Source organism: Curtobacterium salicis, from assembly GCF_011759505.1.
In the GTDB taxonomy this organism is placed as follows: Bacteria; Actinomycetota; Actinomycetes; order Actinomycetales; family Microbacteriaceae; genus Curtobacterium; species Curtobacterium salicis.
The window spans coordinates 219,687-244,706 of sequence record NZ_JAAOYO010000004.1; the positions used below are offsets into that span (position 1 = coordinate 219,687).

Here is a 25,020-nt window from a genome sequence, read left to right on the forward strand (position 1 = left end):
GGGGGGACGGCGTAGCGGAGGGACGGCGGAGCCGAGTCGTTCGGCGGATCCGGGCGGAGCGGCGGGGGATCGGCTGTTCGGGCAGGATCGGGGTATGTCGAATGCTGCCGTGTCCGCTGCTCCTGATGCCCTCGCCGACCTCGCCGAGACGATCGCCCGCGAAGCCGCCGCGCTCGCCGTGCAGCGCCGCGCCGAAGGGGTCGAGGTCGCCGACCGGAAGTCGAGCATCGCCGACGTGGTCACCGCCGCCGACCGCGAGGTCGAGGAACTCATCCGCCGGCGCATCGGCGAAGCCCGTCCCGACGACGCCTTCTTCGGTGAGGAGTCCGGCGCCGCGACCGGCACCTCCGGCCTGACCTGGGTCGTCGACCCGATCGACGGCACCGTCAACTACCTCTACGGCAGCCCCGTCTACGCCGTGAGCATCGGCGTCGTCCGTGGCGTTCCCGACCCCTCGATGTGGGAGCCCGTCGCCGGGGTCGTCATCGCGCCCGCGACCGGGCAGGTGTACCGCGCCGTCGCCGGGGGAGTGGCGACCCTGGACGGTCGACCGCTGTCCGTGTCCGCACCCGAGTCCCTCGCGGAGACGCTCGTCGCCACCGGCTTCGGGTACACGGCCGAGCGTCGGTGGGAGCAGGCCGCGGTCCTCGCCGGCCTCGTCACGGAGGTGCGGGACGTCCGTCGCGCCGGGGCGGCCGCCCTCGACTGCTGCGCCGTGGGGGCCGGCACCGTCGACGCGTACTACGAGCGTGGGATCAACCCGTGGGACATGGCCGCCGGGTCGATCGTGGCCGCCGCCGCGGGAGCGGACGTCCGCACCTGGGAGGTCGGCGACACGCGGTCCTTCCTCTTCGCCGCGCCGAGCATCGTCGAGGACCTCGCCACACTCGTGCGCACCCTCGAGGACGACGTCCTGGGGTCCTGACCCGACGGCACCTGCTCTGGGGGTGCTGCACAGGCGTCCACACGACTGGCGGGGACAGAGGTCCTTTGCTACCGTTCTGGAGTCCCGTTACCTGCTCGTTACCGACGAGCGCCCGTGCCTCGAACTCAGGATCATCACCGAACGCATGCTCGACTCCTCGCAGACGCCCACGACCATCGACCGCACCGCCCCTGAGGCGACGCCGTCCGTGCACCTGACGAGACGAGCCCGGATCGAAGCCGAACGCTCCGCCGCGAAGACGTCCCGCCGCCGTTCGACCACCGACCGCTCCGTCGCGTCGCCCGACCGCAGTGCCGCCCGTCCCGCGACGGCCGGCCCCGCGACCCCGCCGGCCCCGTCGTCGCCCGTCCTCCCCGCGTCGAGTGCTGCGCCGCTGACGCCGCCGGCGCCGTCCTCGCCGATCGTCGCCCCGCTCGCCGAGCGCACGTCGGCCGCGGCCGCTCCGGCTGCCGCCCGCCCTGCGTCGTCCCGTCGAGCGCCGTCGGCGAAGCGTGCCGCTCGCGTCGCTGCGCCGAAGCCCATGCGCTCCGGTGCCGTCCCGACCGTCCCGGCCATCGCCGACGGACCCCGGGTCGACCGTGCGACGCGGCACATCGCCCGGACCGCTCCGGCCGCCGGTCGTGGGTCGCGGAAGTCCGGTGCGTCGTTCCGTCGGACCGCCTCGGGCGTGACGGTCGTCGGCGCGCTGCTCTTCACCGCCGGGCTGGTCGTCTCGACCTCGCTGCCCGCGCAGGCCCTCTACGTCCCGCAGCCGGGTGCCGCCACGGTCCGTGCCTCCGTGCAGGCCGCGCAGTCGCTCTCCGTGGGGGACGCCGTCGAGGGCTCCGTGGACCGGGACGCCTACACGGTGTCCGAGCCGAAGCCCGTCGTGGTCGCCCCGACCGTCGGCATGGCGACGGACTCGTCCACGTTCACGAACGACGCCGACGGCACGATCCAGTGGCCGTTCCCGGTCGGCGTCCCGATCTCGTCCGGTTTCGGCGGCCGCCAGGTCGCGGGGTGCTCCTTCTGCTCGACCTTCCACCAGGGCGTCGACTTCGCCCCGGGTGCCGGGACGGCCATCGGCGCCGTCGCCGACGGGACCGTCATCAAGGTGCAGGCGGACGACGGCGGCTTCGGCAACGACGTCTGGATCCAGCACGACGTCGACGGCAAGCAGTTCGTCAGCGTCTACGGGCACATGCTCGACAACTCGTTCCAGGTGGTGCAGGGCCAGCAGGTGAAGGTCGGCCAGACCCTCGGCCTGGTCGGCAGCACGGGCAACTCGACCGGCCCGCACCTGCACCTCGAGATCCGCATCGACGGCGTCCCGGTGGACCCGCTGGCGTGGCTCGAGGCCAACGCGAACTAGCCCTCGCGGACGGCACGCCCGGGCGTCACGGTCGGTTCCAGACCAACGTTCCGGGTCTGCTATCCTCGTGTGGTGCCGCTCGCGGTACTCGCCCCGATAGCTCAGTGGTAGAGCACTTCCATGGTAAGGAAGGGGTCGTCAGTTCAATCCTGACTCGGGGCTCCGACTCGCAGTGCTGTCACTTCGCGGTGATCACTGCGGATCCATGGCGGGGTAGCTCAGTTGGTTAGAGCACACGGCTCATAATCGTGGTGTCGCGGGTTCAAGTCCCGCCCTCGCTACCGTGCTGGTGGGACGACAGTGTCGACAGACACGGTCGTGTGACCGGCGGGAACGACGTCAAGACGGCAAGGCCCGGCGCAGCAGCGCCGGGCCTTCGTCGTTCCCGGGAGGGGGGCGGTCGGCGCCGTCCCCTGCGGACCCGCGCCGTGCCTCCCGTCCAGCGCCTCCGCGGTACCGGACCTGCTCGCGACGGCGACGGCGACGGCGACGGCGATGGTGACGGTGACGGCGACGGATCGGTGCGGGCCTCGGGCGCACCACTGTCGCTTCCGCCGAGGACATGCGCAGCCGGCCACGGGCACGCGCCGACGGACGCGAGCGCGCAGGTGCCTCAGCGCAGGGAGATGCCCGCCGTGTCCATCCGGTCGATCCGGTGCAGGAGCACCCCGCCGCCGTGGAGCGTCGTCTCGACGAGCGCTGCGACGTGGTGCCAGGCGGCTCGTCGCCGGTTCGCCCCGATCATGCCGCCGACGACGGCCACGCCGTGGTCCGCGTGCCGCAAGGTGAGCACCGCGTGCCCGGGGATGCTGGACAGAGCGACCTCGTACCGCCGGTACTGCCGGGAGGGCCGGACGAACGCGCCGAGCAGCGCGGTCGCCAACCGGTCCCCGGCGGCCACGAGCAGGCGCCCGTCCTCGGGCACGACACGGTGCCCGTGGGCGCGCAGGGCGGCGTCGACCAGTTCCACCGCCGTGCACCGGTAGTGCTCGAGCACCGTGTACTCGGTCGTCGTCTCCATCGCCACTCCCCGCGGACCTGCGCGGTCGACCCCCGACCGACGCGCCGTCAGCCTAACCGATGCAAACTCATCTAACCGGGTCCGCGGGACGGACCGGGCGTCCGAGGGCCTCGGTAGACTGCTGCGGTGTCAGTGAACCCCGAGCTCGTCGGCAGGACGTTCCCGCCGGCCCCGCCGTACCTGGTCGGTCGTGAGAAGGTGCGCGAGTTCTCCCGCGCCGTGTTCGCGACGAACCCGATCCACTCCGATCCCGCAGCCGCCCGCGCCGCCGGGCACGCCGACGTCGTCGCACCGGCCACCTTCGCGGTCGTCGTGCAAGAGGCGACGCTCGCGCAGCTGCTCGCCGAGCCGGACGCCGGCATCGACTTCTCCCGGGTCGTGCACGGGGAACAGAAGTTCGTCCACAAGCGACCGATCGTCGCCGGGGACGAGCTCACCGCGACCCTCGCCGTGACGAGCGTGAAGACCCTCGGCGGCAACGCGATGGTGACCGCCGAGTCGAGTGTGGTCGACGCCGACGGCCAGCACGTCGTCACCGCCACGTCCACCCTCGTCGTCCGAGGAGATGACGCATGACCGACACCACCTCCGACCCGCAGGTCGGCACCGTCGTCGCCGAGCGCCAGGTCCACCTGACGCGTGACGCACTCGTCCGCTACGCGGGTGCCTCCGGGGACTTCAACCCCATCCACTACCGCGACGACGTGGCCGCGTCGGTCGGCCTGCCCGGTGTCCTGGCGCACGGCATGCTCACCATGGGCCTCGCCGTCCAGTCCGTCTCGGAGTGGCTGGGCGACCGCGGCTGGGTCACCTCCTACGGGGTCCGCTTCACCCGCCCGGTCGTCGTCGACCCCGCCGACGGGGCCGACGTCGGCGTCGTCGCGAAGGTCGCCACGCTCGACGAACAGGGCCGACCGCTGCGCATCGACCTCACCGTGACCGCCGCCGGGCAGACCGTGCTCGGCAAGGCGCAGGTCACCGTGGCGTTCCACTGACCGTGGCGGACACGACGCTCGCCGAGCTCACCACCCTCCGCGTCGGGGGACCGGCCGGACGACTGCTGGTCGCCGAGACGACGGACGAACTCGTCGCCCACGTCATCGACGCGTGGTCGGACGAGGACGACTGGCTGGTCCTCGGCGGCGGCAGCAACCTGCTGGTCGCCGACCAGGGCTTCCCGGGGACCGTCGTGGTGGTCCGCACCCGCGGCGTGCGGGCCGAGACGGACGCCGACGGCGTCACCGTCCGCGTCGCCGCGGGAGAGCCGTGGGACGACTTCATCGCGACGACCGTCGAGCGCGGATGGACCGGTCTGGAGGCCCTCAGCGGCATCCCGGGCACGGTCGGCGCCGCCCCCGTGCAGAACATCGGCGCCTACGGGGTCGAGCTGTCCGACGTGCTCACCGCGGTCGACTTCCTCGACGCCGAGACCGGCGAGCGTTCCTGGGTCCCCGCGTCCGAGCTGGCGCTCGGCTACCGCACGAGCACCCTCAAGCACGGTCGACGCGGAGTGGTCCTGATGGTCGAGTTCCGACTGGGAACGGCGATCGAGGGCGGTGTGCCGGTGCGCTACGCCCAGCTCGCCGGCTCGCTCGGTGTCGAGCTCGGCACCCGTGTCGCCCCCGCCGACGTCCGCGCCGAGGTGCTGCGGCTCCGCGGGTCGAAGGGCATGGTGCTCGACGACGCCGACCCCGACACCTGGAGTGCCGGCTCGTTCTTCACGAACCCGATCGTGTCGGCCGGGTTCGCCCGGACCATGCCCGCCGACGCCCCGCGGTGGCCAGCCGGGGACGACGTGAAGCTCAGCGCCGCCTGGCTCATCGAGCGCGCCGGCGTGCACCGCGGCTACGGCCTCCCGGGGTCCCGCGCGGGGATCTCCACGAAGCACACGCTCGCGTTGACGAACCGCGGGGGCGCGACGGCCGCCCAGGTCGCCGAACTCGCCCGCTACGTGCAGGTGACGGTGGCGAACCGCTTCGGTGTGACGCTCGTGCCGGAGCCCGTCGTGGTCGGCGACCTGCTCGCCTGACGGACCGGACGGACCGGACGGACCGGACCGGCGCGCCGGACGCGGGGCGTGCCTCCCGGACGTCGCCGGTGTCGGCACCACGGTCGGCGACACCGCGCACCGTCACGGGACGGGGCGCGGTGTGCCGAACGGAGGCGGTCAGCCGAAGAAGCGTGCCAGGCGCGCGACGCCCTCGGCGATGTCGTCGTCGCCGAGCGCGTACGACAGGCGCAGGTACCCGGAGGGTCCGAACGCCTCGCCGGGGACGACCGCGACCTCGGCGTGCTCGAGGATCAGGTCCGCCAGTTCGAGCGTCGTGGTGGGGGTGCTGCCGGCCCACTCGCGCCCGAGCAGTGCGGTGACGTCCGGGTAGACGTAGAACGCGCCCTGCGGCTCCGGCGTGACGAAGCCCGGGATCGCGTTGAGGCCCGCCACGATCGCCTTCCGGCGGCGGTCGAACGCGCCACGCATGGCGGTGACGGGCTCCTGCGGACCGGTGAGGGCGGCGATCGCCGCGCGCTGCGAGACGTTCGAGACGTTCGACGACAGGTGGGACTGGAGGTTCGACGCGGCCTTGATCGCGTCGGCCGGGCCGACCATCCAGCCGACCCGCCAGCCGGTCATGGCGTACGTCTTGGCGACGCCGTTCACCAGGATCGTCGTGTCCGCGAGCGCCGGGACCTGCTCGAGCACACCGGAGAAGGTCAGGCCGTCGTAGACGAGGTCCTGGTAGATCTCGTCGCTGATGACCCAGATGCCGTGCTCGAGCGCCCATGCGCCGATGGCACGGGTCTGCTCGGCGGAGTAGACGGCACCGGTCGGGTTCGAGGGCGAGCAGAAGAGCAGTGCCTTCGTGCGCGGGGTCCGTGCCGCCTCGAGCTGCTCGACGGTGACCAGGTACCCCTGGTCGCTGCCGGCGAAGACGTCCACGGGCACACCGCCGGCGAGACGCACGGCCTCGGGGTAGGTGGTCCAGTACGGCGCGGGGAGCAGGACCTCGTCACCGGCGTCGACCACGGTCTGGAACGCCTGGTAGACGGCTTGCTTGCCGCCGTTCGTGATGATGACCTGCGACGGGTCGACGGTGGTGCCGGAGTCGCGAGCGGTCTTCTCCGCGACGGCGCGCTTGAGCTCCGGGAGGCCGGTGGCCGGTGTGTACCGGTGGTTCGCCGGGTCCTGCGCTGCCGCGACGGCCGCGTCGACGACGTGCGCCGGCGTGGCGAAGTCGGGCTCGCCTGCGGCGAAGGAGATCACGGGACGACCCGAGGCCTTGAGCGCCTTCGCCTTGGCGTCGACCTTGAGCGTGGCGGACTCGGCGATGGCCGCGATCCGGGAGGCGATGCGCGGCCGGTCCCCGGGCGCACTGGCGTCCGTACCCGTGCGGGTGCTGGTGTCGGGGCTGTCGGTGGGCTGAGGGCTGGCGGCTTCGGTGCTCACGGGGTCAGCCTACCGACGCGCCGCGCCGGAGCATCCGTCAAGTGGACACCGCCGTCGGGACTCCCGTACACTGTTCTGCGGCGGTTGAAGTCTGTCGGAAACGGACTTCTTCTCCCTGGAACGACCGGATCCCGTACGGGTGGACGTTCCGAAGGGCGGTGGCTCAATTGGTAGAGCAGCGGTCTCCAAAACCGCAGGTTGCAGGTTCAAGTCCTGTCCGCCCTGCACATCGGGAAGGGTTGAAGTGGCGAGCAAAGACGTGGAGACGACCGACGACGTCGTCGCCCAGGCAAAGGTCGACCGCGCACAGCGCCGCGGGCCCTTCGCCGCGATCGCACTGTTCATCCGCCAGGTCTTCGGCGAACTGCGCAAGGTCGTCACCCCGACCCGCAAGGAACTCTTCAGCTACACGGGCGTCGTGCTCGTGTTCGTCGTCGTGATGATGATCCTCGTGTCGGTCCTCGACTTCGTGTTCGGTCTCGGCGTCGGCTACGTGTTCGGCAACGGCCCCACGGCCTGACCCAGCTGGCATGAACCCCGGCGCGCTGCACTCCTGGCGCGCCCGGCCTGACCGCAGGTCCGACCGCTCCGGTCCTCGTCGGGGTACGGTCTCCCGGAGACGGCGACCCGTTCCCCGCCCGGGATCCGAGCGCCACACCGATCCGCACCATCGAACGGAAAGAACCGACTGTGTCTGACTACTCCCGCGACGACATCGACCTCGCGACCGCTGCCGAGCAGTCTTCCGAGGTCGAGGAGAACCAGGAAGGCGACGTCGAGACGAGCGAACTCCGTTCGACCGACTCCGCCGAGGAGCGCGCGATCTCCGTCGAGGACGAGGACGACGAGTCCCTCGGCCTGAGCGACGAGCCGGACGACGGCACCGTCGGCGCCGAGCTGGACGAGACCCTGGACGCCCTCGCCGAGTCCCGTGACCCGGAAGCCGACGCCGTCGTCGACGACGCGCTCGAGATCGACACCGCCGACGAGGCCGAGGCCGCCGTCGAGGCCGTCGAGGACGAAGAAGAGTCCGAGCTCGAGGTCGAGACCGCCGCCGAGGCGAACGCGACCATCGCCGCCGAGGAGTCCGCCGACACGCTCGGTGCCATCGCGCCGGAGTCCGAGGTCGACCTGGCCCCCGACACCGAGGTCACGATCACGGCCGAGGACGAGGACGACGAGTCCGAGGTCGACCCGTACGAGGCGTTCAAGGCCGAACTGCGGATGAAGCCGGGCAAGTGGTACGTCATCCACTCCTACGCGGGCTTCGAGCGCCGCGTGAAGGCCAACATCGAGAACCGCATGGTCTCGATGTCGATGGAGGACTACATCTACCAGGCCGAGGTCCCGATGGAGGACGTCGTCGAGATCAAGAACGGGCAGCGCAAGCTGGTCACCCGTGTCCGCATCCCCGGCTACGTGCTCGTCCGCATGGACCTCGACGAGGACTCGTGGTCGGTCGTCCGTCACACCCCGGGTGTGACCGGCTTCGTCGGCAACGCGCACAACCCGACCCCGCTGCGCTTCGACGAGGCGTTCGGCATGCTGAAGTCGCTCGTCCAGGTCGCCGAGGCCGCTCCGACCAAGGGCGGCGCGAAGGGCAGCGGATTCGCACAGGCGCAGCCCCAGGCCGAGGTCGACTTCGAGGTCGGCGAGACGATCACCATCAAGGAAGGCTCGTTCGCGGGTCTGCCCGGGTCGATCTCCGAGATCAAGCCGGAGAGCGGCAAGCTCACCGTGCTCGTCTCGCTCTTCGAGCGCGAGACGCCGGTCGAGCTCAGCTTCGACCAGGTGACCAAGCTCTAGAGCTGGACACCATCCACTAGACTGTTCGAGTTTGGGTCCGCGCGCCTCGTGCGCTGCGGGTCCGTCACCGCGATCCGGAACCGCCGGAGACGCGGGAGAGTGCACGGGTCCCCGTGCGTTCGATCCCAGGAGGAAAGCGAAACATGGCACCGAAGAAGAAGGTCACGGGCCTGATCAAGCTGCAGATCAACGCGGGCGCCGCCAACCCGGCACCGCCGATCGGTCCGGCACTCGGTCAGCACGGCGTGAACATCATGGAGTTCTGCAAGGCGTACAACGCCCAGACCGAGTCGCAGCGCGGCAACGTCATCCCGGTGGAGATCACCGTCTACGAGGACCGTTCGTTCACGTTCATCCTCAAGACCCCGCCGGCCGCTGAGCTCATCAAGAAGGCCGCGGGTGTGAACAAGGGTTCCGCGACGCCGCACACGGTGAAGGCCGGACGCATCACGGCGGACCAGATCCGTCAGATCGCCGAGACCAAGCAGGCCGACCTGAACGCCAACGACATCGAGCAGGCGACGAAGATCATCGCCGGTACCGCTCGTTCGATGGGCATCACGGTCGAGGCCTGAGCCTCACCCTCCACACCCCAGTACTCACCGTGGGAGAGCCGCGCCGGCTCGCCAACCACGTATCTCGCAAGGAGACCACCATGGCGAAGAAGTCCAAGGCGTACCGCGCCGCGGCCGCGAAGATCGTGGCCGACAAGTTCTACACCCCGACCGAGGCAGTCGCCCTGGCGAAGGAGACCGGCTCTGCGAAGACCGACTCCACCGTCGAGGTCGCACTGAAGCTCGGCGTGGACCCGCGCAAGGCGGACCAGATGGTGCGCGGCACCGTCATCCTCCCGCACGGCACCGGCAAGACCGCCCGCGTCATCGTCTTCGCGACGGGTGCAGCCGCTGAGGCCGCCATCGCCGCCGGCGCCGACGAGGTCGGTGGCGACGAGCTCATCGCGAAGGTCGCCGAGGGCTACACCTCGTTCGACTCCGCGGTCTCGACCCCGGAGCTCATGGGCAAGGTCGGTCGTCTCGGCAAGGTGCTCGGCCCGCGTGGCCTCATGCCGAACCCGAAGACCGGCACCGTGACGCCGAACGTGGCCCAGGCCGTGAACGACATCAAGGGCGGCAAGATCGAGTTCCGCGTCGACAAGCACTCCAACGTGCACTTCGTCGTCGGCAAGGCCTCGTTCACGCCGGAGCAGCTCGACGAGAACATCACCACCGCGCTCGACGAGATCGTCCGTCTCAAGCCGAGCGCCGCGAAGGGCCGCTACATCATGAAGGGCGCCGTCTCGACGACCTTCGGCCCGGGCATCCCGCTGGACGTCAACGTCTTCTGATCCTGATCAGCGGCGGATCGTCCTGATCCCCAGCGGCACTGCACCACACGAACGGCCCGCACTCCGGTGCGGGCCGTTCGTCGTCCGCCGGACCGGGTGCCGGACCAGTACCGTTGGGCCGTGCGGATCTTCGTGAACGTCCTGCGGCTCGTGGCCGCGATCGCCATCGTCGCGGCGATCGTCGACGACCTGCAGCGCGCACTGCAGAACGGGTTCGTGTTCTGGAACTTCTTCGGCTACTTCACGAACCAGTCGAACATCCTGGTCGCCGTCGTCTTCGTCCTCACCGTGGTGGCCGCAGCCGGACGCCGTGACGCCGGGCGACGGCTGGACCTGTTCCGCGGCGCGGCGACGGTCTACATCGCGACGACCGGCCTGGTCTACAACACGCTGCTCGTGCAGGTCGGTCAGGCGGTGGGGGAGTCCTGGTCGAACGACGTCCTGCACCGGTGGATCCCGCTCTACGCCGTGCTCGACTGGCTGCTCTTCTCGGACCGCAGCCGGCTGTTCTTCCGGGACGTCTGGTGGTTCCTCGTCTACCCCGCGGTCTGGCTCGTCGTGGTCGTGATCCGCGGAGCGACCGACGGCTGGGTGCCCTACCCGTTCCTCGACCCCGACTCGGGCTACGGCGTCGTGACCCTGTACTGCCTGGGCGTCGCGGTGTTCATCGGCCTGATGGGGCTGATCGTCGTCGCGCTGTCCCGACTGCGGCTGATCCCGGTCAGCGAGCGTCCCGCAGGCGGTCGAGCACCAGGTCCGCGAGTGCGATGAGTCCGCGGATGGCGTCGTCGTCACGGTCGATCCAGCGGCACTCGGGCTCGTCGGCGACCGGCACGAAGTCGTCGTGCTTCTCCCAGACGAACAGCGTCCGGTCGGCTCCGAGCACGTACTGCTGCCACCACACCTGCCGCATGTAGTGCCGGGGGACGCGGGTGAACCCGTTCGAGGTCGTCTTGATCTCGGCGAGGAGCAGGCGTCCGTCGCGGTCGAGGCCCACGCCGTCCGGTGTCGCCAGGTGCGCCCGGTTCGTGGCCGCGTGGAACAGGTGTGCGGAGGGCTGGATGCCGTGGGTCGCCGCGACCCACGAGGCGATGACGGGTTCGCGTTCCTTGCCGTGCTCGGTGTAGACGTTGCCGGCGAACCGGGAGCCGTACCGCTTGTCGGCGACGACCGCGTCGACGGCGCGCAGCGAGGCGAGGCGTGCGACGTCGGTGGCCGTGATGCCCATCGCGCGGGCGCGGAGCCAGGCGACCCGGTCCGACGAGTGCGCCACGATCCGCTCGGTGTGCCCGCGGAGGGCGGTGAAGGCGTCGTGTGCGCGGGCCGGTCGAGCAGCACCGGAGGACCGACCGCCGGCCGACGTGACGGGGCCGGGCTGGGCCTCCCACCCGTCATCCAGGTCGCCCCAGAGAGTGGGCTGCACGATCGTCACCCGATGATTCTCCACCCGACCACCGGCACCCGCGAAACCGGCACGCGGTCGGGGTGCGGCGGTCAGGAGACCAGCTGCCGACCCTCGGCCATCGTGACCAGCTCGTCGACGCCCGCGGGGGAGAGCGCGTACGCGATGGCCAGGGCGGCAGCGCCCTGGAGAGCGGCGATCGACCCGGCTCGGGACTGCGCGATGACGAGGTGCTCGGTGGCGAGGGGCATCGAACGGGAGTAGACGACCTCGCGGACGCCGGCGAGCAGGTGCTCCCCGGCCTGGGTGATCGAACCACCGAGTGCGATGACCGACGGGTTGATGAGGGAGACGCAGGTGGCGAGGACCTCGCCGATGTCCCGGCCCGCCTGGCGGACCGCGCCGATCGCGTCGAGGTCCGACCGGGCGACGAGTTCGATGACGTCGGCACTGGTGTGCACGTCGTGGCCCTTCGCGCGGAGTGCCCGGGCGATCGCGGGGCCGGAGGCGACGGCCTCCAGGCAGCCGGTGTTGCCGCAGTGGCAGGGGACGTCGCCGGCGCGGGAGACCCGGACGTGCCCGATGTCGCCCGCGGTGCCCTGTGCACCGCGCTGGAGCCGGCCCTCGGACACGATGCCCGAGCCGATCCCGGTCGCGACCTTGACGAAGAGCAGGTGGTCGAGGTCGGGCCAGCCGTGCGCCCGTTCGCCGAGTGCCGCGATGTTCACGTCGTTGTCGACGAGCACGTGGGCGCGGACGTGCTGCCGCAGCCAGCCCGGGACGTCGAACCCGTCCCAGCCGGGCATGATCGGCGGGTTCGCCGGGCGCCCGGTCGAGAACTCGACGGGGCCGGGCAGGCCGATGCCGAACGCGATGACGTCGTCCCGGACACGTCCGACCGAGTCGAGGAGTTCGTCGACCACGCCGACGAGCCACTCGAGCGTGGGGACGGGGCCGGCGGCGATGTCGATGCTGGCGTCGCGGGTGGCGAGCTGCCGGCCGATCAGGTCCGTGACGGCGACGCGGCCGTGGGAGGCGCCGAGGTCGGCGGCGACGACGAGTCGCGCGGCGGGGCGCAGCGCGATCTGTGCCGGGGGACGACCACCCGTCGAGGCGGCCGTGTCGACGGCGCCGACGAGTCCGACGTCCACGAGGGCGTCGATGCGCACGCCGATGGTCGAGCGCGCCATCCCGGTGAGGGCAGCGAGTTCACCGCGGGTCCGCGGGACGCCGTCGCGCAGGATCTGGAAGAGCTCGCTGGCCCCGACCGGCGGCGTCGTTGCCGTCCGTGTCAAGTCGACCATGCTCGGAGTGAACCACACATCGTCCGGGCCACGCAACGAAGGTCGTCGAACCCCTGCGAACTTTTGCTTGACCGCCGACAAAAGGCCCCATAGTGTGACGATCGGTCAGCGAAGACCACATCTCGATGAGGAGAACACCTGGTGACCCAACCGCTCTCGGTCCAGCTCTACACGGTGCGTGACGCACTGACGACGGACCTCCCCGGAACCCTGGCGACGATCGCCGACATCGGTTTCACGAACGTCGAACTCTTCGGCTTCGTCGACCGTGCCGACGAGTACGCGGCCGCCCTGCAGCAGGCCGGTCTGACCGCGCCCAGCGGGCACGCACGTCTGGTCGACGCGGACGAGCAGGAACTCGAGCGCATCCTCAGCGCGAGCGTCACCGTCGGGCTCGGCACCCTGATCGACCCGCACGTCGACGAAGCCCGCTGGACCACCCGCGCGGACGTCGAGGCCATCGCCCGGACGTTCAACGAGCTCGCCCCGCGCGCCGCCGACCACGGCCTGGCACTCGGGTACCACAACCACGCGTTCGAGTTCTCGAACCGGATCGACGGCACGAGCGCCTTCGAGGTCTTCGCCGGCGCGCTCTCCGACGCCGTCGTCCTCGAGCTGGACACCTACTGGGCGAAGGTCGGCGGGGACGACCCGGTGGCCGTGCTCGGCCGGCTCGGCGACCAGGTCCGCTTCCTGCACGTCAAGGACGGCGACGGCTCGCACGACGACAAGCAGCAGGTCGCGGTCGGCAACGGCATCATGCCCGTGCGCGACATCGTGGCCGCCGCACCCCACGCCCAGCAGGTCATCGAGCTCGACGACCACGACGGCGACGTCGTGCAGGCCGTCCGCGACTCGTACGCCTTCCTCGCGGGAGCACACGCATGAGCGGCGCAGGACGCGTCGGCGTCGGCGTCATCGGCGCCGGGGTCATCTCGGACCAGTACCTGTCCAACCTGACGGTCTTCCCCGACGTCGAGGTCCTCTTCATCGCCGACATCGACCTGCCCCGGGCTGCGTCGCAGGCCGAGAAGTGGGGCGTGCCCGGCTCCGGCACGGTCGACGAGCTGCTCGCGATCGACGCCATCGAGATCGTCGTGAACCTCACGATCCCGGCCGCGCACGTCGAGGTCGCCCTGCAGGCCCTGGCCGCCGGCAAGCACGTCTGGGGCGAGAAGCCCTACGCACTCGACCGCCAGAGCGCCGCGCAGCTGCGTGACGCCGCGGTCGCCGCCGGCAAGACGGTCAGCGTCGCCCCGGACACGTTCCTCGGCGCCGGACTGCAGACCGCGCTGCGCACGATCCGCGACGGGCGCATCGGCACCCCGCTGAACGGGCTCACCCTCTTCCAGAGCCCCGGCCCGGAGTCCTGGCACCCGAGCCCCGAGTTCCTCTTCGCGTACGGCGCCGGCCCGCTGTTCGACATCGGCCCGTACTACATCACGACCCTCGTGCAGGCGTTCGGACCCGTCGCGAAGGTCACCGCCACCGCGTCGAAGTCCCGCGCCACGCGCACGATCGGCTCGGGACCGAAGGCCGGCACCGAGTTCCCGGTCGACGTCCCGACGAACCACTCGGCACTCATCCAGTTCGAGAACGGCGGCAGCGCACAGAGCGTGTTCTCGTTCGAGTCCGACCGCGGCCGCACCGGCTTCGTCGAGATCGCCGGCGAGACCGGCACGGTCGTCTTCCCCGACCCGAACGACTTCGACGGCGACACCGAGCTGTACTCCCTCGGTGCCGACGAGCCCGAGACGATCCCCGCCGTCGGGTCCACCTACTCGCGGGGGACGGGCGTGGTCGACCTGGCCCGCTCCCTCCGTGCGGGTGAGGAGAACCGGGTCCCCGGTGCCCTCGCCTTCCACGTCCTCGACGTGATGGTCTCCATCGCCGAGGCAGCCGAACGTGGTGAGACCGTGCTCGTCGAGAGCACGGTCACACCCTCCCCGACCCTCCCCGAGGGTTGGGACCCCGCGGAGCAGACCCTGGCCTGACCAGGTCCAGCCCGACCGGATCCTGGTCCGTCACGGCCCTGCCCCGTCCCACACAGCAGCACCCAGCACCATCACCACCCTCCTGCAAGATCTCAACGACGAGAAAGTAGAGCCTCATGCGCACTGCCATCCGCGCACTGGCCATCACCGCGGCCGCGGCACTCACCGTGACCGGCCTCGCAGCCTGCTCCTCCGGGTCGTCCGGTTCCGCCGGCGACTCGAAGACGCTCACCTACTGGGCGTCGAACCAGGGCACGTCCCTCCAGAACGACAAGGAGGTGCTGACCCCCGTCCTCGAGAAGTTCACCAAGGAGACCGGGATCAAGGTCAACCTCCAGGTCATCGGGTGGAACGACCTCCAGACGAAGATCCAGACCGCCGTCACCTCGGGCCAGGGCCCGGACGTCGTGAACATCGGCAACACCTGGGCGACCTCGCTCCAGGCCACCGGCGCCTTCCAGGAGTTCGGTGACTCGGAGATGAAGGCGATCGGCGGTGCGGACAAGTTCGGCAAGGTCGCGCTCTCGACCGGTGGCGCCCCCGGCAAGACGGTCACGAGCGTCCCGCTCTACGGCCTCGCCTACGGCCTCTTCTACAACAAGCAGATGCTCAAGGACGCGAACATCGAACCGCCCACGAACTGGGACGACCTCGTCACCGCGGCCAAGAAGCTGACCAAGGGTGACACCTACGGCTTCAGCCTCGCCGGTGGGTCGTACACCGAGAACGCGCACTTCGCGTTCATCAACTCGGCGCAGAACGGCGGCGAGTGGTTCGACAAGGACGGCAAGCCGACCTTCACCTCGAGCGCCAACGTCGACGGCATCAAGCGCTACATCGACCTGATGCAGGTCGCGAAGGCCGCGAACCTGTCGAACGCGCAGTACGACAACGCCACCCAGTCGGTCACGGACTTCGCGAACAAGAAGGCCGCGATGATCCTCAACCAGAACAACGCGAACAACACCATCAACTCGCTCGGCATGAAGTCGGACGAGTACGGCGTCGTCCCGCTGCCCGCTCCGACCGGCGGCGAGCAGATCGCCAGCTTCCCGGCCGGCATCAACCTCTCCGTCTTCAAGAACACGAAGAACAAGGAGGGCGCGCTGAAGTTCGTCAAGTACATGACGAGCGCGGACACGCAGACCACGCTCGACAAGCCGTACGCGGCACTGCCGGTGCTCGCCGCCGCTGCTGACTCCGTCACGGACGAGCAGACGAAGACGTTCCTCGACATCTACAACAACAAGGCGAAGCCGCTCCCGCTGGTGCCCGCCGAGGACCAGTTCGAGTCCACGGTCGGCAAGGCGATGAACGACATGTTCGCCAAGATCGCGACGGGTTCGACGGTGTCCGACAAGGACATCAAGAGCGCGCTGCAGACGGCCCAGGACCAGGTCTCCCAGGCCGCAGGCTGATCTGACGGGAGGCCCGGACCACGACCGTCAGGTCGGGTCCGGGCCTCCCGCCCCACCTCTCGAACCCCCTCCACCAGCCGGAAGGCCTGCCCATGTCCACGACGGTCCTGCCAGACTCCGAGGCCATCGACCTGACGCACACCAAGGCGCCGACCCTCTCGGGGCCGTCGCCTCGCGGGAAGCGTCGCGTCCCGTGGCTCCCGTACGCGCTCGTCGGCCCCGCGATCCTCTTCGAGCTGCTCATCCACATCGTGCCGATGCTCGTCGGCATTTGGATCAGCTTCGTCCAGCTCACCAAGTACTTCATCGCGAACTGGGGTGCCGCGCCCTTCGCCGGGCTGCGCAACTACTCCGTCGCGGTCGACTTCGACCAGGCCATCGGGCGTGGGCTGCTCAACTCGTTCCTCATCACCTGCGCCTTCACGATCCTCGTGGTCGGGCTGTCGTGGGGCTTCGGCATGGCCGCCGCGGTCGCCCTGCAGAAGCCGTTCCTCGGCCGGGGCCTGTTCCGCACGCTGTTCCTGGTGCCGTACGCCCTGCCGATGTACGCCGGCGTCATCACGTGGAAGTTCATGTTCCAGCGTGACTCCGGCGCCCTGAACCACGTCCTGGTGGACCAGCTGCACCTGTTCGGCGCCAACCCGCCGTTCTGGCTCATCGGCAACAACGCCTTCGTGGCCGTCGTCATCGTGGCGATCTGGAAGACCTGGCCCTTCGCGTTCCTCATGCTCATGGCGGGTCTGCAGTCCGTGCCGGCCGACGTGTACGAGGCAGCCTCCGTCGACGGTGCGAAGCCGTTCCGCCAGTGGCGCTCGATCACGCTCCCGATGGTCCGTCCGGTCAACGTCACCCTGGTGCTCGTGATGTTCCTCTGGACGTTCAACGACTTCAACACACCGTTCGTGTTGTTCGGGTCGACCGCGCAGCCGCCGGCCGCCGACCTGTTGAGCTTCCACATCTACAACGCGTCGTTCATCACCTGGAACTTCGGCTCCGGTGCTGCGATGAGCGTCCTGCTCCTCCTCTTCCTGCTCGTCGTCACCGGCATCTACCTGGCCGTCACCAACCGGAGGTCCGTCCGTGCGTGAAACAGTGGGCGCAAAGTCCTTCAAGGTCATCGTCCTGGCACTCCTCACCGTCTTCACGGTGGTGCCGCTCTACGTCATGATCACGACGGCGATCAAGCCGCTCGGCGACGTGCAGAACGACTTCACGTGGATCCCGTCGCGGATCACGTTCCAGCCGTTCATCGACATGTGGTCGACGGTCCCGCTCGGCCGGTACTTCATCAACTCGCTCGTGGTCTGCACGGTCGCGACGGTGTTCTCGCTGATCATCGCCACGTTCGCCGCCTACGCGGTGTCGCGGTGGAACTTCAAGGGCAAGACCGCCTTCACCACGACGGTGCTCTCGACCCAGATGTTCCCCGGCGTGCTGTTCCTGCTGCCGCTGTTCCTGATCTTCACGAACCTCGGCAACTCGCTCGGCATCCAGCTCGTCGGCAGCTGGCTCGGCCTGATCATCACCTACCTGACGTTCACGCTGCCGTTCTCGATCTGGATGCTCGCGGGCTACTTCGAGACGATCCCGCGTGAGCTCGACGAGGCCGCGATGGTCGACGGTTCCGGCCCGATGGGCGCGCTGTTCCGGATCATCCTGCCCTCGGCCCGCCCGGGTCTCGTGGCGGTCGGCATCTACTCGTTCATGACGGCATGGGGCGAGGTCCTCTTCGCCTCCGTCATGACGAACGGCCTCGGCTCCACGCTCGCGGTCGGTCTGCAGCAGTACTCGACGCAGACGAACGTGTACTGGAACCAGATCATGGCGGCCTCGCTCGTCGTGTCGATCCCGGTCGTCATCGCGTTCCTCGTGGTGCAGCGCCAGTTCGTCGCCGGCCTCACCGCCGGCGCGGTGAAGTAGCCGCGACCACCTGACGGGAGGCGCGGTGCGGGTCCGTCCCGCACCGCGCCTCCCGTCTGTGGTGCGGCCCGTTGTCTGCGAAACACCGGTGTTCGTGCGTGGCATCGCGCTTTGGCGCGGCGTCTCCGACGAACACCGGTGTCTCGCCGCCCGCTCCCGCCCGCCCGCTCGACCGATCTCGCACGACAGGATGGACGCATGACCGAGACCCGTGGGCGGCAACTGCTGCCCGGACAGACCAGCCGCGTGCACGTGTACGACGTCGAGACGCGGACCGCTCGTCTGGTGTTCGCCTCGGACACGGTGCTGGTCGAGGCGCCGAACGTCCTGGACGCCGACACCCTCGTGCTCAACGCCGACGGCGACCTCTGGCTGCTGCCCGTGCCGGCGGCCGGGACCGTCCTCGACGAGACGGCCCTGGTGCCGGTGCCGATGGCGGGCGTGCCCGAGATCAACAACGACCACGTGCTGGAGCCCTCGGGGGAGTCCGTCGTGGTGAGCGGTCGTGACGGCGAGCTGTACCGCGTGCCCCTGCCGGGCGGCGGCACCGGGGTCCGGATCACCGACACCGCCGCCGTGCTGCCGACGGTGCGGAAGTACTACCTGCACGGCGTCGCACCGGACGGCTCCGCCCTGGCCGCGATCGTCGGCGAGCGCTCACCGGAGGGCGTCTGGACCACCGACGTCGCCCTCGTCGACCCGGCGACCGGTGCCACGACGTTCCGCACCCGTGACGGGCACCCGGACGACGGGTGCGCATGGACCCCGGACGGCGGGACCCTGCTGTTCAACACCGAACGCTTCACCCCCGGTACCGCGCAGCTCGCGGCGCTGCGGGACGGGTCGACCGACCCCGTGCAGATCACGGGCGACGAGCGGGTGAACTGGTTCCCGCACGTCTCACCGGACGGCGCGCACCTGCTCTACCTGTCGTACGAGCCCGGCGTGCAGGGGCACCCGGCCGACCACCGGGTGGAGTTGCGGCTGCTGCCCGGGCTCCTCGCCCGTGGTGCGCGGATCGCCGTGGTGCCGGAGACGCTGGTCGCCCTCGACGGTGGGCAGGGGACCGTGAACGTGCCGCCGTGGGCGCCGGACTCGTCGTGGTTCGCGTACTGCGACTACCCGGTCGCGGCGGGCTGACGCCGCCGCGGTCGCGGCGCGGCGGCTGCGGTGCGACTGGCGCGGCCGAGCTCCGTGGAACACCGGTGTTCGTCCGTCACGCCGCGGAGATCCGCGGTGTGACGCACGAACACCGGTGTTTTGCCGCCCCCCGCCCCCGCCCGCCGGCGCGACGCCGCGACTACACGTCGCGGACCTGTCCCTGCTTGATGTGCAGCCGACGCTCCGCGCGCCGCGCGACCCACGAGTCGTGCGTCACGATGACGACCGTCAACCCGCGGTCCTTCCACTGCCGCTCGATGAGGCCCATGATCTCGTCGCGGGTGCCCTCGTCGAGCGCACCGGTCGGCTCGTCGGCCAGCAGGACCGTCGGGTCCTTCACCAGCGCTCGGGCGATCGCGACGCGCTGCTGCTGCCCGCCCGAGAGCTCCGCGGGCAGGTGGTCGAGCCGCTCCTCGAGGCCGACCTCGCGCAGGGCGGTGCTCGCCCGTTCGCGGACCTCGGCTCGCGACCGGTTGGCGAGGCTGCCTGCGAACGCCGTCTCGACGTTCTCGAGTGCGCTGAGGGTCGGGATGAGGTTGAAGCTCTGGAACACGAAGCCGATGTCGGTCGCCCGGACGTCGGTGAGCGCACGGTCCCCGAGGGACGCGACGTCCCGGTCGCCCAGGTACACCGAGCCACTGCTGGGCCGGTCGAGGGCACCGAGCATCTGCAGCAGCGTCGACTTGCCGCCGCCGGTCGGGCCCTGGACGGCGACGAGCTGCCCCTGCGGGATCTCGAGGTCGACACCGGCCAGTGCCGTCACGGTCCGGTTCTTCTGTCGGTAGGTCTTCGTCACGCCCGACAGGCGGTAGACGGGCCGGGAGGCGGTGGGCACGCCGCCGGTGGTCGGTGCGGTCTCGGTGGTGGTCACGATGGCTCCTGGGTCGGTCGTCGGGGTGGTCGTCCTGGTCGTGCTGGTCGTGCTGGTGCCGGTGCCGGTGCCGCTGGTGCCGGTCGGGGTGCGGCGGTCCGTCGGCATCAGGCCACGCTCCGGAGCGCTTCCGCGGGACGCAGCCGGGAGGCCCGCCACCCGCCGAGCGCACCGGCGAGCAGCCCGCCGAGGACCGCGAGCCCGATCGCGAGCAGGATCACCTCGACGGTGACCGGCGCGTGCAGCACGACGTCCGTGGTCGCCGCCGCCTGACCGCCGCCCCCGAAGCCACCCGCGGGAGCGCCGCCGGTCGTGCCGCTGCCGGCCGCCGCCGTCGCCGCTGCACCGGGCATGCCACCGCCTGAGCCGGGGCCGGTCCGGGTGCTGGTGGTGGCGCTCGCCGAGACGGTGGGGGCGATGACGTTCACCACGAGGATGCCGACGAGCCCCGCCGCGGCACCGATGACGCCGCCGATCAGACCCTGCACGAGCGACTCGCCCGCGACCTGCCGGGTGATCCGACCGTTCGACCAGCCGATGGCCTTGAGGGTGCCGAACTCCCGGGTGCGCCGGGTGACGCCGGAGATGGTGAACAGGATCGCGATGAGGAACGCCGCCGCCAGGACGACGATCGACAGCCACCGGCCGAGGTTCGACACGAGGCTCGACGCCGTCGCCAGGGAGCCGGAGACGCTCGAGGCGAGGTCGGACTCGGTGGACACGGTCGCGCCCGACAGCTGCTCCTGCAACGCGGCCTTGACCGTCGCGACGTCGGAGGACGACTCCGCGGAGACGTACACGGAGGTCACCTTGCCGGACAGGTCGGCGAGCGTCTGCGCGGTGTCGAGCGGGATGTACGTGTTCGAGCCGGTGGTGGACGCCGACCCGGTCGAGGCGACGATGCCGATGACGTCGAAGGTCTTCCCGCCGATCGAGACGGTGTCGCCGACGGCCTCGGACTCGCTCGTGGCGTACGCCGAGTCGAGCACGACGACGTCCTTGCCGGCATCGGCCGCGGTGAAGGTGCGACCCTTCGTCGTCTCGGTGCTCGTGAGCGGGCCGACCGTGTCGCCGGACACGGGGATGCCGGTGACGGTGAACGAGTCGACGCTGAACGAGCCGCCGCCGAAGCCGCCGCCGCCGCCCTGCCCGGTGCCGCTGGGCGGGCCGCCCTGCGCCGCGCTGTCACTGCTGCTGCTGTCACTGCTGCTGCTGCTGTTCTGCTCGACCTGCCCGGAGAACGTGCTGTTCTCGAGTGTCAGGACCCCGGTCGCGGCCTCGACCCCGGCGGTGCCGGTGACCGTCGCCACGTTCGCCGCGGTCAGGGTGCTCGACCCGCGGGACACCGCCAGGCGGGACTGCGAGAGGTCCGTCGAACCGCTGCTGCTGTCCGACGAACCCTGGTCGCCGAAGTCGAACGACGGCCGTCCGGTGCTGCTCGACGACGGGGTCTCGGTCTTCGTCACGGTGATGTCGGTGCCGACGCCGTACACGGACGCCAGGACGCTCGACTGGGCGGACTGCACGCCGCTCGCGATCGACGAGACGATGACGACGAGCGCGATGGCCAGCGCCATCCCGACCGCGATGATGACCGTCTGCTTCTTGCGGTTCGTGAGCTCGCGCCTGAGGTAGGTCAGGAACATGGTTCTCCTCGATGGGGGCCGGCTCCGGGAGCCCCGGTCGCGCGGATCGCGCGGCGGGGGCCGACGAGGAGAACCTAGGAAGGGGTGCCAAGGGCACCCCTTCGGTCCGCTATGAGGAGTGTGTGGACGTCAGGACGCGTCGCCGTAGGTGCGGCGGAGGTGCTCCGCGTACCCGCCGGGGGTCCGGCCGTCGAACCGACCGCTGGTGACGACCGGGAGGCTCGTGGTCGCGTCCACACGCAGCCCCAGCGCGCGGGCGCGGGCCACCAACCGCACGTCCTCGTGCTCGGGCACCGGGTCGAAACCGCCGACCGCACGGTAGGCGTCCGACCGGATGCCGAGGTTCGCCCCGTGCACGTGGCCGAGCGTGGCCCCGGGCGGGTGCGTCGCCTGCCACCGGGCGAGGACCACGGCGTCGAGGTCCGCCGGGTCCGGCACGACGGCCCCGACGAGGACGTGCGCACCGGCCAGGAGGGCGTCGAGCTGCTGCACGAGCCACCGCGCCGACACCCGGGAGTCCGCGTCGGTGTGGGCGAGCCAGCGCCGGTCGAGGTCGGCGTCGTGGTCCTCGGGCTGGTCGTCGGCGGCTGCGAGCGGTCGGGCCAGAGCATGTGCGGCACCGAGCGACCGAGCCGGACCGACCCCGACGTGGTCGGTGACCAGCGAGTCGAGCCACGAGGACCCGGCGGCGCGGGCGGCGACCAGCGCCGCGGTGTCGTCGGTGCAACCGTCGAGGACGACCGTCACGTGGACCGCAACGTCCGGGTGCTCGTGCCGGAGGGTCGAGACGGCGGTGCCCAGTGCCTCCAGACAGGCGGTGATCCGGTCCTGTTCATCGTGGGCCGGGACGACGACGTCGAGGCGCGGCGTCACCGGACGAGTCCCTCGGCCCGGGCGACGCTCGTCACCGACGGACCGGGCAGGACGCTGAGGACGAAGTCCGGCTCCACGTGCCGGACGAGTGCCGGCCGGGGCCAGCGGGCGGACAGGTGCGCGTCGACCGTGTCCCCGTCCGTCACGGCGTCGCTGTCCGGGTGTCGCCAGTGGCAGGCGACGAGCACGCCGTCGTCGTCGAGCGACGCGAGCACGCGGTCGATCGTGACGTCGAGGTCGGCCGGGGAGAGGTAGTACCCGACCTCCGACATCACCACCAGGTCCCAGCGTCCGGTCGGCCACTCGGCGGGCAGGGCGGCCTGGACGAACCGGGCGGACGGCGCTCGCCGACGGGCACGCTCGAGCGGCGCCCGCGAGATGTCGGTGCCGAGGACGGCGTCGGCGCGCTCGGTCAGCGCAGCGGTGAGCACGCCGGTGGCGCAGCCGAGCTCGAGCGCCGATCGGAAGCGGGGGCGGGGGAGGGCGGCGAGGGTCACGGCACGTTTCCGCTGCTCGTACCAGGAGCCGTCGAAGTCCCAGCCCTCGGGCTTCCGGTCGTAGTGGGCGTCGAAGGACTCGCGAGAGCGCGAGGCCGTCGCGGGCTCGGTCGTCGCGTGCTCGGTGTCCGCGGTCACGAACCACTCCTCGGTGCGCAGGTGGTGCCGGGCGTGCCGGTCGTCGACGATCGCCTCGTCCCCGGGCGCCGGCGAGAGGGGGCGGACCTGCGAGTCGTGGGCGTCGAGGGCCCGGCGCTTCCGGTCGAGCACGGCCGTCGACAGCGGCAGCGCGCGGAGCCCGGCGACGGGCAACTCCGGCGTGGCCGGGTCGTCCCAGTGCCACGCCCACACCGGGTAGGACAGCAGGTCGACGTCGGGCGCGTCCGCGGCGATGCGCTCGGCGATCTCGCCTGCGATCCGGTGGTCACGGTGGCCGTCGCCGCGCCACGGCGCCACGAGCAGGGTGCGCCCGGGTGTGGCGGAGCCCGGCCCGGTCGCCAGCTGCTCGGTGAGTGCGACCGCGAGGACCTCGGCGTGCTCCCGCAGGCCGCCGTCCGGCACGTCCAGGACGGAGGACGTCACCGCGGGGTGCAGCGCCAGGAGCGCGACACGGAACTCCTCGGCCCGACGGACGGCGAGGTCCGCGGCCGTGGTCGTGGGGGAGTCCGGGTGCGAACCCTCGCCCCGGCTGACCAGGACGACGTGCACCGGCAGTCCGGCGTCCGCCGCGGTCGCGATGAGCCCGCCGGCACCGAGGGTCTCGTCGTCGGGGTGCGGCGCCACGACGAGCACCCGGTCGTGGCGGTCCAGGGTGACCGGCAGCGAGTCGACCGCGTCGAGCACCGGCGTCCAGGCGTCCGGGTCGGTCCCCGGGGCCCGGTGGTCGAAGCTCACCACGCGACACCGCCGCGCTCGAGCACCATCCGGCCGATGCGGGCGAGGTCGCGGTCACCGTGGTCCTGCAGCACGTAGAGCTCGAGGTCGGCGACCCGCGCGGCGACGGCGGGGTCGCTCGTCAGCGGCCCCGGGCCGATCGAGCGGACGACCTCGGTCCGGACGGCGTCGACGGCGCGACGCACCCGGGACCGGACGAGCTGTGCGACGAGGGGCCAGTCGGCGTCGTCGGACCCGCTGGCGCTGTCGTCGATCAGCCGGGCAGCACCGGCGACGGCGTCCTCCGCGTCGGCCAGGTCCGCGACCACTGAACCGAGTGCGGTCCGGAGCAGTTCGGAGTCCGGACGTGCGGCGGCGTGGGCACGGAGCACCCGGGCCAGCCCGACGGCACCGCCCCACCAGCAGGCCGCGACCCCGATGCCGCCCCAGGCGAAGCCCGGACGTCGGAGGTACCAGCCGGGTTCCCCGACCACGCTGGCCCGGACGTCGGTGAAGTCGACCGGGCCGCTCGGCACGTCGGGCAGCCCACGGGCGACCCAGACCGCGTCGTGCGGCACGACGCCGTCTTGGCGGAGCGACACCGCGACGAGTCGGCGCTCGTCCCCGACGTGGGCGGTGACGAGGGCGTGCGAGAGCGTCGACGCGAGGGAGCACCAGGGCTTCGTGCCGTCGAGGACGACCGTGCCGACCGGTTCGGCTCCGGCGGGGTGCGCCTCGAGGCGGAGGCCCGGGGCCTCGGCAGCGTAGACACCCCACGTCGAGCCCGCGGGGACCTCCACCCCGGCCTGCGCCAGGATGGTCAGGGCGTCGAGGTGCGGTTCGACCACCCGGGCGGTCGCGACGTCCGCCGCGGCGACGGCGGCGAGGGTCGCGAAGACCTGGCCGGCGGTGCCGGCCACGAGCGGCGGGGTGGTGGCCGCGAGGGTCTGCGCGACGGTGAGCCGGTGCGGCGGGGGCGGGACGGCCCTCCCGGCGGTGGTGTCCGGTCCGTCCACGAGGGCGGCGATCGCGGCGGTGGCGACGTGGCGCGCGCCGTCGGACCAGGCAGGGGAGACCAGCATCACGACCAGGCTAATGAGGTGTCCATCCACATCGCGAGGTCGATCCACAGGGCGCACTGGGACGG

25 protein-coding genes and 3 tRNA genes are annotated in these 25,020 nt (G+C 71.2%); 19 read left to right on the forward strand and 9 right to left on the reverse strand.

From position 1 onward, the window contains the following. Positions 1-94 precede the first annotated feature (94 nt). From E9228_RS13325 to E9228_RS13340, 4 genes are all read left to right on the forward strand, one after another. The gene (locus E9228_RS13325; protein ID WP_166781037.1) at positions 95-925 is read left to right on the forward strand and encodes an inositol monophosphatase family protein; all 831 of its coding nucleotides are present in this window, start codon (positions 95-97) and stop codon (positions 923-925) included. Between the two features lie 145 nt (positions 926-1,070). Further along, on the forward strand, positions 1,071-2,297 hold the full coding sequence (locus E9228_RS13330) for a M23 family metallopeptidase (protein ID WP_166781038.1): 1,227 nt from the start codon (positions 1,071-1,073) through the stop codon (positions 2,295-2,297). Positions 2,298-2,387: 90 nt separating this feature from the next. Continuing rightward, positions 2,388-2,459: transfer RNA gene (locus tag E9228_RS13335), tRNA-Thr, on the forward strand. Between the two features lie 45 nt (positions 2,460-2,504). After that, a tRNA-Met gene (locus tag E9228_RS13340) sits at positions 2,505-2,578 on the forward strand. A gap of 332 nt (positions 2,579-2,910) precedes the next feature. On the opposite strand, the gene E9228_RS13345 is transcribed toward E9228_RS13340, so the two are convergent. Further along, entirely contained in the window at positions 2,911-3,318 is a 408-nt protein-coding gene (locus tag E9228_RS13345; protein WP_166781039.1) for a hypothetical protein, read from the reverse strand. Positions 3,319-3,444: 126 nt separating this feature from the next. On the opposite strand from E9228_RS13345, the gene E9228_RS13350 reads away from it, so the two are divergent. Genes E9228_RS13350 through E9228_RS13360 form a run of 3 tightly spaced genes read left to right on the forward strand, consistent with a single transcriptional unit; the run spans position 3,445 to position 5,347 of the window. Further along, entirely contained in the window at positions 3,445-3,894 is a 450-nt protein-coding gene (locus E9228_RS13350; RefSeq protein ID WP_166781040.1) for an FAS1-like dehydratase domain-containing protein, read from the forward strand. Then, positions 3,891-4,313, forward strand: a complete 423-nt coding sequence (locus tag E9228_RS13355; RefSeq protein ID WP_166781041.1) for a MaoC/PaaZ C-terminal domain-containing protein — start codon at positions 3,891-3,893, stop codon at positions 4,311-4,313. The genes E9228_RS13350 and E9228_RS13355 overlap by 4 nt, the downstream gene beginning before the upstream one ends. After that, a complete protein-coding gene (locus E9228_RS13360) occupies positions 4,310-5,347 on the forward strand; it encodes a UDP-N-acetylmuramate dehydrogenase (protein WP_208386265.1) in 1,038 nt (345 codons plus the stop codon). Before E9228_RS13355 ends, E9228_RS13360 begins: the two co-directional genes overlap by 4 nt. 138 nt (positions 5,348-5,485) lie before the next feature. On the opposite strand, the gene E9228_RS13365 is transcribed toward E9228_RS13360, so the two are convergent. Next, positions 5,486-6,667, reverse strand: coding sequence for an aminotransferase class I/II-fold pyridoxal phosphate-dependent enzyme (locus tag E9228_RS13365; RefSeq protein ID WP_166781332.1), 1,182 nt, complete (start codon positions 6,665-6,667; stop codon positions 5,486-5,488). Between the two features lie 248 nt (positions 6,668-6,915). Between E9228_RS13365 and E9228_RS13370 the strand changes: the two genes are divergently transcribed. The 6 genes from E9228_RS13370 (at position 6,916) to E9228_RS13395 (ending at position 10,685) form a co-directional block, all read left to right on the forward strand. Beyond that, positions 6,916-6,988 (forward strand) — tRNA-Trp (locus E9228_RS13370). Positions 6,989-7,007: 19 nt separating this feature from the next. After that, positions 7,008-7,283, forward strand: coding sequence for a preprotein translocase subunit SecE (gene secE / locus E9228_RS13375; RefSeq protein ID WP_111044383.1), 276 nt, complete (start codon positions 7,008-7,010; stop codon positions 7,281-7,283). A gap of 170 nt (positions 7,284-7,453) precedes the next feature. Then, entirely contained in the window at positions 7,454-8,569 is a 1,116-nt protein-coding gene (gene nusG / locus E9228_RS13380) for a transcription termination/antitermination protein NusG (RefSeq protein WP_166781043.1), read from the forward strand. 143 nt (positions 8,570-8,712) lie between these two features. Then, a complete protein-coding gene (rplK, locus tag E9228_RS13385; RefSeq protein WP_110824626.1) occupies positions 8,713-9,144 on the forward strand; it encodes a 50S ribosomal protein L11 in 432 nt (143 codons plus the stop codon). Between the two features lie 80 nt (positions 9,145-9,224). Continuing rightward, positions 9,225-9,914, forward strand: a complete 690-nt coding sequence (rplA, locus tag E9228_RS13390; RefSeq protein WP_166781044.1) for a 50S ribosomal protein L1 — start codon at positions 9,225-9,227, stop codon at positions 9,912-9,914. Positions 9,915-10,034: 120 nt separating this feature from the next. After that, the gene (locus E9228_RS13395; protein ID WP_166781045.1) at positions 10,035-10,685 is read left to right on the forward strand and encodes a Pr6Pr family membrane protein; all 651 of its coding nucleotides are present in this window, start codon (positions 10,035-10,037) and stop codon (positions 10,683-10,685) included. Here the strand turns inward: E9228_RS13395 and E9228_RS13400 are convergent. Beyond that, positions 10,636-11,346, reverse strand: a complete 711-nt coding sequence (locus E9228_RS13400) for a YqaJ viral recombinase family protein (RefSeq protein WP_166781046.1) — start codon at positions 11,344-11,346, stop codon at positions 10,636-10,638. The two genes, E9228_RS13395 and E9228_RS13400, sit on opposite strands and share 50 nt — an antisense overlap. Before the next feature lie 62 nt (positions 11,347-11,408). After that, positions 11,409-12,620, reverse strand: coding sequence for an ROK family transcriptional regulator (locus E9228_RS13405; protein WP_166781047.1), 1,212 nt, complete (start codon positions 12,618-12,620; stop codon positions 11,409-11,411). 141 nt (positions 12,621-12,761) lie between these two features. Here E9228_RS13405 and E9228_RS13410 point away from each other — a divergent pair, with 141 nt between their 5' ends. From E9228_RS13410 to E9228_RS13435, 6 genes are all read left to right on the forward strand, one after another. Further along, positions 12,762-13,508 carry a TIM barrel protein gene (locus E9228_RS13410; protein WP_166781048.1) on the forward strand — a complete coding sequence of 249 codons (747 nt, stop codon included), beginning with the start codon at positions 12,762-12,764 and terminating at the stop codon, positions 13,506-13,508. Further along, the gene (locus E9228_RS13415) at positions 13,505-14,614 is read left to right on the forward strand and encodes a Gfo/Idh/MocA family protein (RefSeq protein WP_166781049.1); all 1,110 of its coding nucleotides are present in this window, start codon (positions 13,505-13,507) and stop codon (positions 14,612-14,614) included. Before E9228_RS13410 ends, E9228_RS13415 begins: the two co-directional genes overlap by 4 nt. 116 nt (positions 14,615-14,730) lie before the next feature. Continuing rightward, the gene (locus tag E9228_RS13420) at positions 14,731-16,032 is read left to right on the forward strand and encodes an ABC transporter substrate-binding protein (protein WP_166781050.1); all 1,302 of its coding nucleotides are present in this window, start codon (positions 14,731-14,733) and stop codon (positions 16,030-16,032) included. Positions 16,033-16,124: 92 nt separating this feature from the next. Continuing rightward, positions 16,125-17,120, forward strand: coding sequence for a carbohydrate ABC transporter permease (locus E9228_RS13425; RefSeq protein WP_166781051.1), 996 nt, complete (start codon positions 16,125-16,127; stop codon positions 17,118-17,120). Further along, the gene (locus E9228_RS13430) at positions 17,113-17,952 is read left to right on the forward strand and encodes an ABC transporter permease subunit (protein ID WP_166781052.1); all 840 of its coding nucleotides are present in this window, start codon (positions 17,113-17,115) and stop codon (positions 17,950-17,952) included. Before E9228_RS13425 ends, E9228_RS13430 begins: the two co-directional genes overlap by 8 nt. A gap of 198 nt (positions 17,953-18,150) precedes the next feature. Beyond that, the gene (locus tag E9228_RS13435) at positions 18,151-19,092 is read left to right on the forward strand and encodes a TolB family protein (RefSeq protein WP_166781053.1); all 942 of its coding nucleotides are present in this window, start codon (positions 18,151-18,153) and stop codon (positions 19,090-19,092) included. A 160-nt stretch (positions 19,093-19,252) separates the two neighbouring features. Here E9228_RS13435 and E9228_RS13440 read toward each other — a convergent pair whose 3' ends face one another. From E9228_RS13440 to E9228_RS13460, 5 genes are all read right to left on the reverse strand, one after another. Beyond that, positions 19,253-20,092: an ABC transporter ATP-binding protein gene (locus tag E9228_RS13440; protein ID WP_166781054.1), complete on the reverse strand. Its 840-nt coding sequence runs from the start codon at positions 20,090-20,092 to the stop codon at positions 19,253-19,255. Further along, positions 20,092-21,630, reverse strand: a complete 1,539-nt coding sequence (locus E9228_RS13445) for an ABC transporter permease (protein ID WP_166781055.1) — start codon at positions 21,628-21,630, stop codon at positions 20,092-20,094. The genes E9228_RS13440 and E9228_RS13445 overlap by 1 nt, the downstream gene beginning before the upstream one ends. Before the next feature lie 129 nt (positions 21,631-21,759). Further along, positions 21,760-22,503 (reverse strand): glycosyltransferase family 2 protein, encoded by a 744-nt coding sequence (locus E9228_RS13450; RefSeq protein WP_341849893.1) that lies wholly within the window; start codon positions 22,501-22,503, stop codon positions 21,760-21,762. Beyond that, on the reverse strand, positions 22,500-23,894 hold the full coding sequence (locus tag E9228_RS13455) for a PIG-L family deacetylase (protein WP_341849894.1): 1,395 nt from the start codon (positions 23,892-23,894) through the stop codon (positions 22,500-22,502). The genes E9228_RS13450 and E9228_RS13455 overlap by 4 nt, the downstream gene beginning before the upstream one ends. Beyond that, a complete protein-coding gene (locus E9228_RS13460; RefSeq protein ID WP_166781057.1) occupies positions 23,891-24,955 on the reverse strand; it encodes an acyl-CoA dehydrogenase in 1,065 nt (354 codons plus the stop codon). Before E9228_RS13460 ends, E9228_RS13455 begins: the two co-directional genes overlap by 4 nt. Positions 24,956-25,020: the final 65 nt, after the last annotated feature.

What these genes read in the sequence shown, in the direction of transcription:
- E9228_RS13325 (WP_166781037.1), top strand. Translation starts at nt 95, where the DNA reads ATGTCGAATGCTGCCGTGTCCGCTGCTCCTGATGCCCTCGCCGACCTC.
- E9228_RS13330 (WP_166781038.1), top strand. Translation starts at nt 1,071, where the DNA reads ATGCTCGACTCCTCGCAGACGCCCACGACCATCGACCGCACCGCCCCT.
- E9228_RS13345 (WP_166781039.1), bottom strand. Translation starts at nt 3,318, where the DNA reads ATGGAGACGACGACCGAGTACACGGTGCTCGAGCACTACCGGTGCACG.
- E9228_RS13355 (WP_166781041.1), top strand. Translation starts at nt 3,891, where the DNA reads ATGACCGACACCACCTCCGACCCGCAGGTCGGCACCGTCGTCGCCGAG.
- rplK (WP_110824626.1), top strand. Translation starts at nt 8,713, where the DNA reads ATGGCACCGAAGAAGAAGGTCACGGGCCTGATCAAGCTGCAGATCAAC.
- rplA (WP_166781044.1), top strand. Translation starts at nt 9,225, where the DNA reads ATGGCGAAGAAGTCCAAGGCGTACCGCGCCGCGGCCGCGAAGATCGTG.
- E9228_RS13405 (WP_166781047.1), bottom strand. Translation starts at nt 12,620, where the DNA reads ATGGTCGACTTGACACGGACGGCAACGACGCCGCCGGTCGGGGCCAGC.
- E9228_RS13415 (WP_166781049.1), top strand. Translation starts at nt 13,505, where the DNA reads ATGAGCGGCGCAGGACGCGTCGGCGTCGGCGTCATCGGCGCCGGGGTC.
- E9228_RS13420 (WP_166781050.1), top strand. Translation starts at nt 14,731, where the DNA reads ATGCGCACTGCCATCCGCGCACTGGCCATCACCGCGGCCGCGGCACTC.
- E9228_RS13425 (WP_166781051.1), top strand. Translation starts at nt 16,125, where the DNA reads ATGTCCACGACGGTCCTGCCAGACTCCGAGGCCATCGACCTGACGCAC.
- E9228_RS13435 (WP_166781053.1), top strand. Translation starts at nt 18,151, where the DNA reads ATGACCGAGACCCGTGGGCGGCAACTGCTGCCCGGACAGACCAGCCGC.
- E9228_RS13440 (WP_166781054.1), bottom strand. Translation starts at nt 20,092, where the DNA reads ATGCCGACGGACCGCCGCACCCCGACCGGCACCAGCGGCACCGGCACC.
- E9228_RS13445 (WP_166781055.1), bottom strand. Translation starts at nt 21,630, where the DNA reads ATGTTCCTGACCTACCTCAGGCGCGAGCTCACGAACCGCAAGAAGCAG.
- E9228_RS13460 (WP_166781057.1), bottom strand. Translation starts at nt 24,955, where the DNA reads ATGCTGGTCTCCCCTGCCTGGTCCGACGGCGCGCGCCACGTCGCCACC.